This window comes from Thalassotalea ponticola, from assembly GCF_041379045.1.
GTDB lineage: Bacteria > Pseudomonadota > Gammaproteobacteria > Enterobacterales > Alteromonadaceae > Thalassotalea_A > Thalassotalea_A ponticola.
Genome location: NZ_CP166871.1, coordinates 2,721,843 through 2,738,141, shown reverse-complemented (window position 1 = coordinate 2,738,141; position 16,299 = coordinate 2,721,843). Strand labels below are relative to the sequence as shown.

The window sequence follows — 16,299 nt, the reverse complement described above, 5'->3', positions numbered from 1 at the left end:
CGTCCGCTAGGAAAATCTCGGTTATTGTTGTCAAATCAATAGATATTACCCCGTCATATGTGCTAAAATTCGCGCCGGAAAAATTTTTGAACTAAAGCCTTGTCTAAACAAGCTATTGCGCGGGTAATTTCAACCCGAATATCGTCAATACTTGTGACAAGAAACTGGGTCATCGGCGTTATTTCGATGGCTGTAACTCCTTTCAACAAGTGCATGTGTTTATGATTACAATAAAAAAAGGTCTGGATATCCCTGTAAAAGGGGCGCCCCAGCAAGTAATCCATGATGGTTCGGCCATCAAAACCGTGGCGGCACTAGGTGAAGAGTTTGTGGGTATGCGCCCAACCATGTTCGTAAGAGCAGGTGACAGCGTTAAAAAAGGCCAAGTTCTTTTTGAAGACAAGAAGAACCCTGGCGTGAAATTCACATCTCCTGTTGCTGGTGTTGTTAAAGAAATTAATCGTGGCGAAAAGCGCGTTTTACAATCTGTTGTGATTGAAATCAATGGCGACGATGAAGAAACGTTCAACGCCTACGGAACAAAGCAATTGGCGTCTTTATCTCGCCAAGACGTTGAAGCAAACCTAGTGAACTCAGGTTTGTGGACTGCTTTGCGCACTCGTCCGTACAGCAAAACGCCAGCGCTGGGCAGTGTAGCTGCCAACATTTTTGTTAGCGCCATGGACACTAATCCGCTTGCTGCGGATCCGCAAGTCATTATCGCTGAGCAAAAACAAGCGTTTGTAGACGGTTTGACTGTGTTGTCGCGTTTAACCGAAGGTAAGGTGTTTGTTTCTAAAGCGCCTGGTGCTGATATTCCAGCCGGTAACGCGACTGTTAACGAATTTGCTGGTCCTCATCCGGCCGGTCTCGTTGGCACCCACATTCATTTCTTAGCGCCAGTTTCTGCTGATAAAATGGCTTGGCACCTTGGTTACCAAGACGTTATTGCTATTGGTACGCTATTCACAACGGGCAAGTTAGACTCAAGCCGCGTTGTTGCGCTAGCCGGTCCGGCCGCCAAGAACCCGCGTTTAGTGCGTACAATTGTTGGTGCGAGCACAGACGAATTAACTGCAGGCGAACTAATTGACGGCGAAGTACGTATCATCTCTGGTTCTCCACTACAAGGCGTTAAAGCGGTTGGCGCACATGCCTACCTTGGTCGCTTTCACGTGCAAGTGGCTGCGTTGTTAGAAGGTCGTGAAAAAGAGTTTATTGGTTACATGTACCCAGGTCCGAACAAGTTCTCGGTTACTCGTGCGTATATGTCACACTTTTTCAAAGGCAAGTTGTTTAATATGACAACCACCACGAATGGTTCAAGCCGTGCCATGGTGCCAATTGGCAACTACGAGCGCGTTATGCCGCTAGATATTTTACCAACTATGTTGTTGCGTGATTTAGCTGCTAAAGACACTGACAGCGCCCAGCTGCTAGGTGCCCTAGAGCTTGACGAAGAAGATTTAGCATTATGTACATTCGTATGTCCTGGTAAAACTGACTACGGCGTATTGTTGCGTGACGTCCTAACCACGATTGAGAAGGAAGGTTAGTCATGGGCTTGAAAAAGTTTATTGAAGACATCGAGCCGCATTTTGAAAAAGGCGGTAAGCACGAAAAATGGTTTGCGTTATACGAAGCGGTTGCTACCGGTTTGTTTACCCCAGGGTACGTAACCAAAGGTAAAACCCACATTCGTGACAGTATTGACTTAAAACGTATCATGATCACTGTATGGCTAGCGGTTTTCCCTGCCATGTTCTTTGGTATGTTTAACATCGGTCATCAAGCAGCTGAAGCGTTAGCTGCTGGTTACGCACTAGCTGATACATGGCAAGTAAGCTTATTTAGCATGTTTGGTGCTGAGCTAACAGCCCAGTCTGGCTGGTTCGTTAAGATGCTTTACGGTGCGTGTTTCTTCCTACCTATCTATATGACGGTGTTCATTGTAGGTGGTTTCTGGGAAGTCATGTTTGCTGCAGTGCGCAAGCACGAAGTTAACGAAGGTTTCTTCGTAACCTCAATCTTATTCGCGCTAATTTTGCCGGCAACGATTCCTTTATGGCAAGCAGCCTTAGGTATTACCTTCGGTGTTGTTATTGCTAAGGAAATCTTTGGTGGTACAGGTAAAAACTTCTTGAACCCAGCGCTTGCTGGTCGTGCGTTCTTATTCTTTGCATACCCTGCAGAAATCTCAGGTGACCAAGTGTGGGTTGCTGTTGACGGTTTCTCTGGCGCAACGGCATTAGCCGCAGCGGCAGCTGGTACCTTTGAATACGCACCAATCTTCTCACAAGATTGGTTGAATGCATTCTACGGTTTTATTCCTGGTTCAGTTGGTGAAGTGTCTACCTTAGCTATTTTTATTGGTGGTGCATACATCTTGTACAAAGGTATTGCTTCATGGCGTATCGTGTTGTCAGTGTTTGCCGGTATGGTAGCAACTGCGTTCCTATTTAACGCAATTGGCTCAGATACTAACGCAATGTTCGCGATGCCTTGGTACTGGCACTTAGTATTGGGTGGCTTTGCTTTTGGTATGATGTTCATGGCAACCGATCCGGTAACTATGTCATTTACCAACACTGGTAAGTACTTCTTCGGTGCCCTTGTTGGTGTCATGGTGGTACTAATTCGTGTAGTTAACCCAGCATTCCCTGAAGGTATGATGTTAGCAATCTTATTCGCTAACTTATTCGCACCGCTATTTGACTACTTCGTGGTTCAGTCAAACATCAAACGGAGACTTGCACGTGTCTAATAAAAAAGAAACTTTTGGCAAAACCGTTGGCTTTGTTGTAGCAGTATGTTTGGTTTGTGCTGCGTTAGTATCGATTTCAGCGGTACAGCTAAAACCACTGCAAACAGCCAACAAGCTACTTGATAAGCAAACGAAAATCTTAGAAGCAGCGGGCTTATTGGAGAAGGCGGGCGATGATGTTGTTGCTACCTACAACCAATTTGTCGAAGCAAAAATGATTGACGTTGCCACCGGTGAATATGTTGACGGTAACCCGAACATGTTTGACGAGCGTCGCGACGCACGTGACCCGGCACTATCATCAAAACCAGAAAACGACATTGCAGGTATTAACCGCCGCGCTGATCAACAAGTTGTTTACTTAGTGAAAAACGGTGCAGGTGAAATCGATACGGTAATTTTACCAATCGTAGGCTCAGGCCTTTGGGATCTTATGTACGGTTTCATCGGTTTAGAATCTGACCTGAACACAGTTAAGTCGGTTGTATACTCTGACCACAAAGAAACTCCGGGCTTAGGTGCGGAAGTTATGAACCCTAAGTGGAAAGCGTTATGGCCAGGCAAAAAGCTGTTTGATGAAAACGGCGACGTTGCGATCCGTCTAGTTAAAGGCGGTGCTAAACCTGGCGATATTCACGGTGTTGACGGCTTATCTGGTGCTACGTTGACCAGTGTTGGCGTAGAGAACACAATCCACTTCTGGTTAGGCGATGAAGGCTACGGTCCATACATCGCTAAAATTCGTGAAAAGGGGCTTAACTAATGAGTGATGTATCAACCAAACAAGTGTTAACGAAACCTATCGTTGACAATAACCCAATTGCTTTACAAGTACTGGGTATTTGTTCTGCCCTAGCGGTAACCAGCTCAATGGCTAACGCTTTGGTTATGACCATTGCGGTGGTTTTGGTAACAGCATTTTCAAACCTGTTTATCTCGATTATCCGTAACCATATACCATCAAGCGTGCGTATTATCGTGCAAATGGCGATTATCGCGTCATTGGTAATCGTGGTTGACCAAGTTCTTAAAGCGTTCTCGTATCAGCTTTCTAAAGAACTATCGGTATTCGTTGGTTTGATCATCACCAACTGTATCGTAATGGGTCGTGCAGAAGCGTTTGCGATGAAAGAAAAGCCAGTGGTATCGTTCATGGACGGTATCGGTAACGGTTTAGGTTACGGTTTGATCCTAATGCTAGTTGCTTTCTTCCGTGAGTTATTGGGTTTTGGTACCGTATTTGGTATTGAAATTCTTCCATTGATTCAAAACGATGGCTGGTATCAAGCTAATGGTCTTCTTGTACTACCATTTAGCTCATTCTTCATCATTGGTTTAATCATCTGGGCAATTCGCCAGTGGAAACCAGAGCAAGTTGAGAAGGACTAAGCGACATGGAACATTACATTAGCTTATTTATTAAAACGATTTTTATCGAAAACATCGCCCTAAGCTTCTTCTTAGGTATGTGTACTTTCCTGGCGGTATCAAAGAAAGTTAGCACTGCCATGGGACTTGGTGTTGCGGTAGTTGTGGTTTTAGGTATCGCGGTACCTGCCAACCAAATCATCTACCAAGCGATTTTGGCACCAGGTGCACTTGATGGCGTATTAGGTATCACAGATCCTGCTGAGTCGGTTGACTTATCATTCTTGTCGTTCATCACCTTTATCGGTGTTATCGCGGCATTAGTACAAATCCTTGAGATGGTACTAGACAAGTTCTTCCCGCCGTTATACAACGCGTTAGGTATCTTCTTACCACTGATCACCGTAAACTGTGCGATCTTTGGTTCGGTATCGTTCATGGTTGCTAAAAACCTAACCTTAGGTGAATCAGTAGTATACGGTATCGGCTCGGGCATTGGTTGGGCATTAGCTATTGTCCTTCTTGCGGGTATCCGTGAGAAGATGAAGTACTCTGATGTACCAGATGGCTTGAAAGGTTTGGGGATTACGTTTATCACGACTGGTTTGATGGCTTTTGGCTTCTTATCATTCGGTGGTATTTCGTTATAAAGTTATTGCGTCTAGGGAGTTACGGCTCCCTAGCAAGATGTTTTAAAGGAAAACAACTATGCAAGAAATTATTCTAGGCGTAGGTATGTTCACCGCTATCGTTGTCGCTTTGGTATTGGTTATCTTATTTGCCAAGTCGAAGTTGGTAGCTGAAGGCGATGTAACAATCTCAATTAATGGCGACCCAGACAAAGCTGTAACAACAGCAGCGGGTGGTAAATTACTTGGCGCCTTAGCTGATCAAGGTATTTTTATTCCATCAGCCTGTGGTGGTGGTGGTACTTGTGGCCAGTGTCGTGTACACGTTCACTCAGGTGGTGGTGACATTCTGCCGACTGAGCTAGGTCACATCACTAAGCGCGAAGCCAAAGAAGGCTGTCGTTTATCGTGTCAGGTAGCCGTAAAGCAAAACATGGACATTGAAATCGAAGATGAAATCTTCGGTGTACAGCAATGGGAATGTGAAGTTATCTCTAACGATAACAAAGCGACCTTCATCAAAGAACTTAAGCTTAAGATCCCTGATGGTGAAGTGGTTCCATTCCGCGCTGGTGGTTATATCCAAATCGAAGCACCTGCGCATCATGTTAAGTACTCTGATTTCGATATTCCAGAAGAATACCGCCCAGACTGGGAACACTTTGGTTTCTTCGATGTAGAGTCAAAAGTAGACACCGATACATTGCGTGCTTACTCAATGGCTAACTACCCAGAAGAAGAAGGCATCATCATGCTAAACGTTCGTATCGCGACTCCGCCTCCAGGACGTTTACATTTGCCTGCGGGTAAAATGTCGTCTTACATCTGGAGCCTTAAGGCTGGCGATAAAGTAACGATTTCTGGTCCGTTTGGTGAGTTCTTTGCCAAAGATACTGATGCAGAAATGGTATTCGTTGGTGGTGGTGCAGGTATGGCACCAATGCGTTCGCACATCTTCGACCAGCTTAAGCGTCTTCAATCTAAGCGTAAGATCTCTTTCTGGTACGGTGCGCGTTCTAAGCGTGAAATGTTCTACGTTGAAGATTTCGATGGCTTAGCGGCTGAAAACGACAACTTCCAGTGGCATGTAGCACTTTCAGATCCTCAGCCAGAGGACAACTGGGAAGGTTACACAGGTTTCATCCACAACGTTTTGTATGAAAACTACCTGAAAGACCACGAAGCACCAGAAGATTGTGAATTCTACATGTGTGGGCCGCCAATGATGAACGCGGCTGTTATCGGCATGTTGAAAGACTTGGGTGTTGAAGATGAAAACATCCTATTAGATGACTTCGGTGGTTAATCGAAAGAATCACTAAAATGAGCGCCTTAGGGCGCTCTTTTTGTCTCTAGTTAACGAGTTTATTGATACCGGTGATGGTTAGCGCTATGGCCGTGCGGTTATGGCAGACCAAGGCACACAGCGAGCACAGAATTCACTGTTTTCTAATTAGATACAAGTGGGTGACGATTAGTTACGAACTCGTACTTGGCTTATTAGCGTTATTGACTATTTTCCCTTATAATCCGCTCGGTTTTTAGTCATTGGAATTTTGCATGCGCGCCTTGATTCAAAAAATTATCTTAGCGACAACGTTACTGATGCTTCTTGCTTGCACTGAAGCGCCAGAGCAGCCACAGTTGCAGGAGCTGCAACTATCGGGCCGAACTATGGGGCCGATTGTTTATACGGTTAAGCTCATTGCCAATAAGCAACACATTGAAGACACACTGCTTGCCGAGCAAGTTGATCAGTTATTAAAGAAAATTAACGGTCAAATGTCGACTTATGATCCTAATTCGGAGTTATCGGCATTTAATCAATATCGCGGTTTTGAAGCGCGTTCAGTGTCACCTGAACTTAATCAGGTCTTAGCAGAGTCAATTAGGCTGGCCGAGATTACTCACGGTGCGTTAGACGTTACCGTTGGTCCATTGGTTAATCTATGGAGTTTTGGGCCTGAGAAGCGCCCTGAACGTGTGCCAAGCGACGAGTTAATCCTGCAAACCAAGCAGCGCATTGGTATTGATAAAGTTACGCTAAACCAAAATTTGCTCGCGAAAACAGACGCCGAGGTTTATGTCGATCTGTCAGCTATCGCTAAAGGTTTTGCGGTAGACATGGTTGCTGACCTTTTAGAGCAACAAGGACATCACAATTACTTAGTCGATATTGGTGGTGAAATGCGCTTAAAAGGTAAAAAGCTCAATGGTCAAGCGTGGCGTATTGCGGTAGAGAAGCCAATTTCTGGGACAAGAGCGGTACAAAAGGTTATAATGCCGGGCGATAACGCGGTGGCCACCTCAGGCGATTATCGCAACTATTTTGAAGAGGGTGGCGTGCGCTATTCTCACACCATCGATCCAACAACCGGCTGGCCGATAAGCCACAAATTGGTATCGGTGACGGTGGTGCATCCATCGGCGATGACCGCGGATGGTTTAGCGACAGCTATTGAAGTCATGGGCCCGGAAAAAGGCTTAGCTTTTGCCCAGCAGCAGCAATTTGCGGTGTACCTTATTAGTAAAGATGGTGACGCGTTTAGCGAAACCATGACGGAACAGTTTAAGCAGTATCTGGCTGAATAATATTAGCCAGCTGAACGAGATATATTATGACCTTATTTTTATTAACATTTGGTTTTTTCATGATCATCGTCGTGGCGATGGCCATCGGTTATATTTTGCAAAAGAAAACATTAGCGGGTAGCTGTGGTGGTTTAGGCTCTATCGGTATTGATAAGGCGTGTAACTGTGACAATCCCTGTGAAAAACGCCAAGAGCGTGAGCGTAAAGCCGCGTTAAAAGAAAACGCGATTGACGTGAAAAACATCTAGAACGTTTTGATATAGGCTTTGTTCGAATTAAAACGGATTTAATCGAGGTGCTTTGAGAGCAGTGTGGTTAGGCCATACCAACACTTAGCAACAAAGAGAACATGCTAAAAAATCGTTGCCAGAAATGCAGTAATCCTCAACAGTCCCTAGCGTAAACAGCTATCGAAAAACCCGAGTAACCACTCGGGTTTTTTTATGGTCGTTTGTCAAGCATATCAATGACAATGGTTTAGCTTAGCCATTAAGCAAAGTCATCTTTTACTTCTATAGTTAACTTACGTTTTGTTATTGGAACCGCTTATGAATAATAAACAGCCCGCGATAATTGCCGACAATAAGCCGATTAAGGTTCAATTGGAAAAAGACAAGCAATACTACTTTTGCACGTGTGGTCGCTCAAGTAATCAACCATTTTGTGATGGTTCTCATGCGGGCTCGCCTTTTACACCTCAAGCGTTCACTGCCAACGCTGATGAAGAGCAGTACTTATGCCAATGTAAGTACAGTAATAACACGCCATTTTGTGATGGTTCGCACAAGCAATTTAGCGATCAAATGGTTGGCCAACAGGGGCCTCAAATTGCAGACAAGTCAACTGAACAGGCAAAAGATAAACCGCCTACCGTCAGTGCGACGCCAGAAGAGCCGACGGTAACGCTTATTCATCAACTCGCTCGAGAGGGGCTGTCATCGCTTGGTAGTCACGGGCCAATGGTGGCTATGGGCGTGCCAAGAGATAGTTTACCCAAATGGGATGATATTCAACTCATGGTTGCACAACTAGCGCGCAAGCCACTGATGGAAGACGACGAAGTTAACACCGAGTTGGTGATAGGTCCCGAGGCGAAGAAACCATTGCGGTTAAAGATACCGCTGTTTGTTTCGGATATGAGTTTTGGTGCGTTATCAGAAGAAGCAAAAATTGCTTTGGCACGAGGCGCACAGCTTGTTGGCACCGGCATCTGCTCAGGCGAAGGCGGAATGTTACCCGAAGAGCAAGCCGAGAACAGTCGTTACTTTTATGAACTTGCCAGTGCTAAATTTGGTTATAGTGAACAACTGTTAAAAAAGGTGCAAAGCTTTCACTTTAAAGGAGGGCAAGGCGCTAAAACAGGCACGGGAGGGCATCTTCCAGGAAATAAAAACGTTGGTAAGATATCGCAAGTGCGCGGTATTGCCGAGGGGAAACCAGCCATCTCGCCACCAACCTTTGCTGATATGTCCTCGGTAGCTGACTTTAAAAACTTTGCCGACCGAGTACGTGAAATAACAGGTGGTATCCCGGTTGGCTTTAAACTCAGTGCCAATCACATTGAACGCGATATTCAGTTCGCCTTAGACGCCAGTGCCGACTACCTTATTATTGATGGACGTGGCGGTGGCACAGGCGCGGCACCGCAAATGTTTCGAGACCACATAAGTGTGCCAACCATTCCTGCGCTGGCGAGAGCCCGTCGTTATTTAGATCAACAGGGCGCAAGTGGCAAGGTAACCTTAATTGTTACCGGCGGTTTAAGGTTGCCGATCGACTTTGTTAAAGCAATGGCTCTGGGAGCTGATGGTGTCGCAATATCAACAAGTGCTATGCAAGCAATCGGCTGTGTAGCGGCTCGTATTTGCAACACCAATAATTGTCCTGCAGGTATCGCAACGCAAAATAAAGACTTGCGACAGCGGCTAAATGTGGATAAGTCTGCACAGCAGTTGGCCAATTTCTTTAATGCAAGCGTGGCATTGATGCAGGTAATGGCCAGAGCGTGTGGTCACGACAGCTTGTCAAAATTTAATCACAGCGATTTGGCTACGTGGAACTTTGAGATGGCGCGCTTAAGTGGTATTCGCTATGCCGGTTTTCACAGTTCTTAAGCGCAGTTTTTAAGCGTAGTACCCTTTTACAACCTATAAAAAAGGCTTAACTGAGCAAGTGTCAGTTAAGCCTGTGTCATAGCACCACTATGTTGTCAGTAGTGCGTTAACTTGCAGGGTAAAGGGTTGGCGCACCTGGGCCAACCGGCATACCGAATAAGAATACCCAAAGGTAGAATAGAGTCGACCAGCCAATAATAAAGAAAATGGTATATGGCAACATAGTAGCAATCAACGTACCAATACCTAAGTCTTTTTTGTAGCGCACCGCAACCGCCAATATCAAGCCAAAATAACTCATCATCGGGGTAATGAGGTTGGTTACTGAATCACCAATGCGGTAGGCTGCCTGAATCACTTCTGGAGAGTAACCAACAAGCATTAGCATAGGAACAAAAATGGGCGCTGTCACTGCCCACTGAGCTGACGCACTGCCGAGCATTAGGTTAACAAAGCCACACATTAAGATAAAAATAATAAACAGTTCAGGTCCAGCTAGGCCTAGGGTTTGAATCAGCTGTGAGCCTTTGATCGCCATAATAGTACCTAGATTTGACCATTTAAATAAGGCAACAAATTGGGCGGCAAAGAACACAAGTACAATGTACATCCCCATCGTCCCCATGTTATCGCTCATTGCTTTAATAACGTCGCGATCAGTGCGCATCGTTCCGGCGAACCGACCGTATACGTAACCAGGGATAGCGAAAGTAATAAAGATAAAGGCAACGATACCTTTTAAAAAGGGTGAATTTTTTACTTCGCCAGTTTCAGGATGGCGCAAAATACCCCACTCTGGGACAATTGTTAACGCTAGAAGCCCACACATTAGGGCAAACGATAAACCGGCCATTTTTAAAGCGCGCTTCTCGTTAGCGCTAACATGACTAATCTTTTGTGCATGTAAATCGATTGACGCTTCTTTCTCGTTATAGGTACCTAAACGCGGCTCGACAATCTTTTCGGTAACATAGGTACCGACCCCTGAGATTAAAAACACCGAGACAAACATAAAGTAATAGTTGGCTTCTGGGCCAACGTTATATCCAGGCTCGATCAATTGCGCCGCGGCAGATGTGATACCGGCCAATAATGGGTCAACAGTACCGAGTAATAGATTGGCACTGTAGCCACCCGAAACGCCTGCAAAAGCGGCAGCAAGGCCGGCCAGTGGGTGACGTCCAAGAGAGTGAAATATCATTGCCGCTAACGGAATCAGTACCACGTAGCCTAGTTCAGAGGCTGTGTTGGAAAGAATACCGGCAAACACTATGGTAAAGGTCACCATCTTCTTCGATGCACCCATAACCAAGCTGCGCATCGCGGTTTCTAGTAACCCAGACTTTTCTGCAATAGCCACACCAAGCAACGCAACTAAAACAGTGCCTAGCGGAGCAAAACCGGTGAAGTTAGTGACTAGATTGGCCACAATCATACGTAAACCTTCCGCGCTAAGTAGGTTTACGACGCTTATCACGCCGTCGGCAGCACGACCAACAGTGCCTTCTGGACGTGGGTCGATAACACTCAATTCAAAAAAGCTTGCAATACCACTTAAACCAATAATGAATAAGCAAAACATGGCAAATAAGGTGATTGGGTGTGGCAAGCAATTGCCTAACCATTCGACGGTGGCAAGAAAACGATTAAAAGCAGAAGAGTGCTTGGCAGACTCATTCTGATTTTCAATTAATTCATTAGACATCTTACTTCCTAACTTTCTTCGAGGATGGTATTCACACGCCGCTTGATATAAGGGCTCAATTTAGCGCCTTAACACAACGGCTTGGTTACGGGCATGGACAGACCAGCGCAGTGCGCTATGGTAACAATTTTCCTCGTTAAAAAATAATATTTTGCCCATTTAAAGCGAAAAACTAGCAGAGTCTGTGATTGCCAATCAAGAGGGGGAGTAAATCGAAATAGGGTTGATCATTGTAGCGGCTGCGAACCACACATATTACATAACACATCTAAACATCTGAGCCATAGGGCTTTTAAGGGCGAGATAAATAACCTAATAGATAAACAATAGCACTTGCGACTTACTATGGGTGTAAATATAGTTTTACGATTGGCGGTTTTGCGATTATATCAATAAAGCTTAAAGTAATAAGAAATATACTCCTTATTACTTTAAAGCCTGTCTGTGTAGCGTGGTATTGTTTATAGCACCGACCAGATACGTCCACAATCGAACCGCAAGCTAGCTATATCTATTCACCTTCAGCGTTAGTGGTACCTTTAGCTAGGTGGGTACTTGGTTAAAATGTTGGCTACAGTTTTATTGATAGCCTCAGTACGCTTGTCTGGCGATGCATTTTTGCCGAAATCTAACTCGTCAAAACCACGCCAAATGAGTTTGCCATTTCGATAAAATTCAATTGTTAAGTTCGTCAGTGTATCAACCCTGTCACCGATAGGGAACGTTGTGCCAAGGCCAATACCTGTTGATACTCGACCGCCAGTACTGCCTCCTAAGCCAATGCTGAACGATGAGTTATTTTCCTTTTGTTGCTCACTGAGAAAAAAGCTGACTTGTACGTCTGCACCATCCGAACTTTCTAACAGAGCTTTGTTGGCTAGCTCATCTGCAATGGCATTCTTTACCCGTTGCTCGGTTAAATCATCCAAAGCTAGATTGGTGACCTTAGTTGAGCTTGAAAATTGAAAACTGTTAATGGCGTTGAAATCGGTATTTACATCATAATCAATATTGCTTTTTGACGAGCTACATGCACCCAATAAAAGCATAATAAATACAATCAAACTGACTCTGATGTAGTGCGTTTGCTTCGAGTGATAAGCGTTCATATATTACCCTTATTGGCGCCTTATTGAATATACGCCTTAATTGCTATGCTGGCGTAAGTCTAACTAATGCTTAGTATAGCGCTTATCTGGGTAATGTTTTGACAGAGATATGACGTGTATAAGAGTCTAAGACATTATCTGTAAACAGCGAGGGGAGAGAAGGCAAAAAAAAGCCTCGCTAAAGAGCGAGGCGAATACAGCATTTCAGGGAGGAAAACTATGAAAAGTTAACTTGCAGTAATAGTACTCCCTAAGCCCAATCAATTCCGTTATCCAAATGTAAAAGACCGCAATGCTTTGTTGTCACAACGACTGTATCGCCAATTTGACCTGCTAAATTTGCTTACCAAATTTAAAATCGTTGAAAAAATGTTCGTTTGATAGCGCTAGGTAATAAAAACACTTGCGCCAAAAAATTTCTTGCCTATAATGCCAAACATCAACGAAACGTTGATGCACGTGTTGCCGGAGTGGTGGAATTGGTAGACACGACGGATTCAAAATCCGTTGCCTTTGCGGGCGTGCCGGTTCAAGTCCGGCTTCCGGTACCATAATTAACCTGCTGATTTTAAGCAGGTTTTTTAGTTTTTGGGGTTCCCCAATTATCACGTAGTCCTCAGTGACAACCTCCAAGTGTGACGATTTTTTGCCACACTCTGACTTTTCTCCCGTTTTTGACACACTTTTCTTTGCCACAGTAAGCGCATTAATTTCATCTTGAATAACTTGCTTTGCATGCACGTTGTTAACGTGAGCTTTTAAGTAACTTTCATTCGGGTGAGCATATCGTTGAACCATTTCTAATGTTTTCCAACCACCAAGTTCTTTAAGCGCCATCAGCGGTGTTTGTGCATTGAGGTGTTGATGACACCAGTTATGACGCAGATCATGAAATCGAAATCCTTCTAGTCCGGCCTTTTTGACGATACGTTTCCACATGTAATGTTTGATATCCTTGATTGGGTTATTACGTGAGTTGAGAAATACATAAGGGCTATTATTGTGGTAGATCGCTTTTAATAATCGTATTGCGTCGTCCGATAATGGTGTTGCCACACTGCTTTTAGATTTGTGTTCACTGCTACTGATGTAAACTTGCCCTGTATTAAAGTCGATGTTACGCCAGCATAGGTTTAATATATTACTTCGTCTAAAACCGGTAAAAAGCGCGAATAATATTACGGGTTTTAAATAATCAGGGCTGGCGTGGAGTAATCTTTTAATGTCGGTGCCGTCGAGTTTATAAAAGTCTCTCGGAGGCTCTTTGATGAGCCGTATGTTTGGGACTTTATCAATCCACTCCAGATCGCGGTAGCAAAAATTGAGAAAGGCTTTTATCTCAGATAAATACCGATTTCGTGTGGCAACGGCTATGCCTTGCTTATGACTTAAAATCGATAATAAAGTCTGCGACGTGATAGCTTTGATAGGGCAGTTGTCGAGTTTCTTTAGCCACCACTCAAGCTTGGTTTTCTTCTCGGCTAGGGTTCTATTGGATTGCTTCGATTGTAAGTAAATAGGCAGGGCGTCAGAGCACCTGTATTGCGTTCGTTCTGGATTGATAAGCCGTTCCCAGGCTTGCTGCTTTAAAGCCAATTCAATTTTCTCGGCTTCTGACTTTTTCGTTTCCTTCGTGCTTTTATGAAAACGTTTCCTAACGCCATTGTGAGTTAGTTCAAATTTCGTGTACCAATACTTACTATTCTTTTTTTTGTAAAGCATTACTCTGATTTATCTCTACACTGTTGTTGTTACCTGTCACAGTAATATGAGAAACATGATTGTCCAGATTTTCCTCCTTATTGATGGGGCGATTGCATCTGACTTCATCTAAACTATCTTTAGCCGTTTTAGGGATATGGTTGTGCATGTATCTTTTCATAGACTCAGAGCATGTCCAGCCACAAATGACCTTTATGTCTTCTACAGAAATTCCGGCATCTAAATACACTCTAACAGCGTTGTGTCTCAGGTGATGTGGCACAAATTCCTTTCCTAAGCCTGCTTGTTCAGCAGCTTTTTTGGATCTTTTGTAATCGATTTTGAGACCGGGGAATATATAGCCTGATACAGGCGCACCTATACTTTTCCATTGTGATTGGAGTAACCTTGCCGTCAACTTACTGATAGGGATAGATATAAATTTCTGTGACTTGTTTTTGTCAGGAGCATAGGTAATCACTCTCTCTTTAAAGTCAATTTGTTCTACAGTCAGGCTTATTATCATATCTACGCGCAGGCCGGTTAGCCAAAGTAGCCAGAGAAGTACTTTTTCGCTTTTATTACGTGCATAGATCTTAATAAATAAAGCCATAGTAAGTTGCTTTACCATAATAAGTCCGCGCTGATTACTCTTCAGGTAAGGTATGTTGAGTTCAGACTTTATTAACCCTCGTTCATGTGCGTACGTTAGCACCTTTCGTAATTCGGTAAAATACCCACTAATAGTCGACCCTTGCATACCATGCTTATCCATTAGGTGATCACAAATTAACAATATCATCGAGCGGTCTATTTGTTCAGGAGAAATCGGGCTCAATACATAAAACCAAAACGATAGCTTTGATTGCATGTCAGACATGGTTTTATTCTTCGCTACTTTATTTTTTAAGTACGTATCTTTAAAGCAGTGATGCCATAAATCGGATTCTTTAGTCTTTTCAATGGTTGAGTAGCCATGCTCCAAAAGTCCCTCATAAATTATCTTGTTGGCGATGTTGATAGCCTCATTTTCACATTTGGTTCCTAAGCTTTTCCGACCACTAGGGAATAGTTTCTTGAGCATAGGGAGGCTATTCTTTCTGGTATCTAGGGTTAAATTTCGGCCATTGCTTGTCGTTATTTTTAAATTGTATGCCGTGACGTAATCTGGAATACCTTTAACGTTATTTTCCGCATAATCATCAAAAGCTTTGCGCTGAGAAGTTCGAAATTTCACGTATTCTTTATATTTATCGATGTTATTTTTGACGACTGTTATTGGATCTTCGGCTAATAGGTGAGAATGTGCCTTACCGCCTTTAGCATCAGTATGTAACTCAGAGCTATGCAGGCTCGTTTCTGACAGTGTATTGGTGTTGCTGTCGTTAATACTTTCGTCGCTTGCTAAAGGGTGTTCATTTTGTTGTTCGCTAGCTATAGTCTTGTTTGCATCGCCGTTATCTGCACCATTTCCGTTAGCATTAGCTGTTATTAGAACGTTCTCCGATTCTAATAATGAATCGTGAGCGTTAGGAGCGATAACATGATTGGGTACCTGGCCATTATCGGCAGGAGTGCATTGACTGCCCCTATCATTAGATTGCACGTTACTGGTCTTTTGCTGGGGTATTTTATTTTGCTGCCATTCTAATTGAGTTAGCATTTCAGCAACATCGACATTATATAGCTCGGCTAAGTTAGCGGCACAAACTTGATATTCATCACAACCAACCGGTTTCCATGCAGACATTTGTTTACTTTCAATAGCCGATAGCAACCACGGTGCCGGGGCACCAAGGAGTTCAGCAGCTTGATTAAGAGTAAAAAATGCCATTAAAAAAGATAATCTAAAATATTTGCTTGCCACGATACCGTCGTGATCTTTTTCCCTCAATTATTCGCGAAGCATTCGATAAAAAATTTTCTAGCGCACGTTTTTTAGCTAAATTTGGGGAGTCTAAATTCCCCTTGATGGAGTAGTGAAAGTTTTATGGGTATTAGCAATACCCGCGAGTTCTCGCAGACTTTTCATTAAATGACAACTTTCTATTTTTTTATCTTGCAGAGACTTCTGCGAGAACTCGCAGAGATTTGATTAAGCTATTGTTAGCAGTTTTTTGCTTCATGCAGTAAAACCTGCGAGGTATTGCAGACTTTGCTGCAAATATAACAATGGGCGTTACCGCAGAAAAACGCATTTCCTGCGAGGAATAATACGCAGAATAATTGGTGGTATATTTTCGATAAATAGTTGTGTCGGTATCCGGCGAGTAATTAATAAGGGGTAAAAAGGCGGGCCGTAAAACCTCTGTTTTGA

The 16,299-nt window shown here is 43.7% G+C and carries 12 protein-coding genes, 1 tRNA gene and 1 pseudogene; 10 read left to right on the top strand and 4 right to left on the bottom strand.

Translation table 11 applies throughout. The annotated features are described in order from the left end of the window. Window positions 1-221: 221 nt before the first annotated feature. The 9 genes from ACAY30_RS11915 (at window position 222) to ACAY30_RS11875 (ending at window position 9,467) form a co-directional block, all read left to right on the top strand. Window positions 222-1,556 carry a Na(+)-translocating NADH-quinone reductase subunit A gene (locus ACAY30_RS11915; protein ID WP_290251021.1) on the top strand — a complete coding sequence of 445 codons (1,335 nt, stop codon included), beginning with the start codon at window positions 222-224 and terminating at the stop codon, window positions 1,554-1,556. A 2-nt stretch (window positions 1,557-1,558) separates the two neighbouring features. Further along, window positions 1,559-2,764 carry an NADH:ubiquinone reductase (Na(+)-transporting) subunit B gene (locus ACAY30_RS11910; protein WP_290251022.1) on the top strand — a complete coding sequence of 402 codons (1,206 nt, stop codon included), beginning with the start codon at window positions 1,559-1,561 and terminating at the stop codon, window positions 2,762-2,764. Beyond that, window positions 2,757-3,527 carry a Na(+)-translocating NADH-quinone reductase subunit C gene (locus ACAY30_RS11905; protein ID WP_290251023.1) on the top strand — a complete coding sequence of 257 codons (771 nt, stop codon included), beginning with the start codon at window positions 2,757-2,759 and terminating at the stop codon, window positions 3,525-3,527. Before ACAY30_RS11910 ends, ACAY30_RS11905 begins: the two co-directional genes overlap by 8 nt. Then, complete coding sequence (locus tag ACAY30_RS11900) at window positions 3,527-4,153, top strand: NADH:ubiquinone reductase (Na(+)-transporting) subunit D (RefSeq protein ID WP_290251024.1); 627 nt, start codon at window positions 3,527-3,529, stop codon at window positions 4,151-4,153. The genes ACAY30_RS11905 and ACAY30_RS11900 overlap by 1 nt, the downstream gene beginning before the upstream one ends. A 5-nt stretch (window positions 4,154-4,158) precedes the next feature. Next, on the top strand, window positions 4,159-4,782 hold the full coding sequence (gene nqrE, locus ACAY30_RS11895; protein ID WP_290251025.1) for an NADH:ubiquinone reductase (Na(+)-transporting) subunit E: 624 nt from the start codon (window positions 4,159-4,161) through the stop codon (window positions 4,780-4,782). 58 nt (window positions 4,783-4,840) lie between these two features. Next, window positions 4,841-6,067, top strand: coding sequence for an NADH:ubiquinone reductase (Na(+)-transporting) subunit F (gene nqrF, locus ACAY30_RS11890; protein WP_290251026.1), 1,227 nt, complete (start codon window positions 4,841-4,843; stop codon window positions 6,065-6,067). Between the two features lie 254 nt (window positions 6,068-6,321). After that, entirely contained in the window at window positions 6,322-7,353 is a 1,032-nt protein-coding gene (locus ACAY30_RS11885; RefSeq protein ID WP_290251027.1) for an FAD:protein FMN transferase, read from the top strand. Between the two features lie 26 nt (window positions 7,354-7,379). Beyond that, window positions 7,380-7,601, top strand: coding sequence for a (Na+)-NQR maturation NqrM (nqrM, locus tag ACAY30_RS11880; protein ID WP_290251028.1), 222 nt, complete (start codon window positions 7,380-7,382; stop codon window positions 7,599-7,601). 300 nt (window positions 7,602-7,901) lie between these two features. Continuing rightward, window positions 7,902-9,467 (top strand): glutamate synthase-related protein, encoded by a 1,566-nt coding sequence (locus ACAY30_RS11875; RefSeq protein WP_290251029.1) that lies wholly within the window; start codon window positions 7,902-7,904, stop codon window positions 9,465-9,467. Window positions 9,468-9,573: 106 nt separating this feature from the next. Here the strand turns inward: ACAY30_RS11875 and ACAY30_RS11870 are convergent, their stop codons facing one another. Together ACAY30_RS11870 and ACAY30_RS11865 are read right to left on the bottom strand one after the other, a co-directional pair. After that, complete coding sequence (locus tag ACAY30_RS11870) at window positions 9,574-11,172, bottom strand: AbgT family transporter (RefSeq protein ID WP_290251030.1); 1,599 nt, start codon at window positions 11,170-11,172, stop codon at window positions 9,574-9,576. Between the two features lie 539 nt (window positions 11,173-11,711). Then, window positions 11,712-12,281, bottom strand: coding sequence for a DUF4136 domain-containing protein (locus tag ACAY30_RS11865; RefSeq protein WP_290251031.1), 570 nt, complete (start codon window positions 12,279-12,281; stop codon window positions 11,712-11,714). 464 nt (window positions 12,282-12,745) lie between these two features. Here ACAY30_RS11865 and ACAY30_RS11860 point away from each other — a divergent pair. Then, window positions 12,746-12,832, top strand: a tRNA-Leu gene (locus ACAY30_RS11860). A 277-nt stretch (window positions 12,833-13,109) separates the two neighbouring features. Here the strand turns inward: ACAY30_RS11860 and ACAY30_RS11855 are convergent. Together ACAY30_RS11855 and ACAY30_RS11850 are read right to left on the bottom strand one after the other, a co-directional pair. Further along, window positions 13,110-14,003 (bottom strand): annotated as a pseudogene (locus tag ACAY30_RS11855) (tyrosine-type recombinase/integrase); the annotation flags it as partial. Continuing rightward, on the bottom strand, window positions 13,981-15,849 hold the full coding sequence (locus ACAY30_RS11850) for a site-specific integrase (protein WP_290251032.1): 1,869 nt from the start codon (window positions 15,847-15,849) through the stop codon (window positions 13,981-13,983). The gene ACAY30_RS11850 and the pseudogene ACAY30_RS11855, both read right to left, overlap by 23 nt. Window positions 15,850-16,299 lie beyond the last annotated feature (450 nt).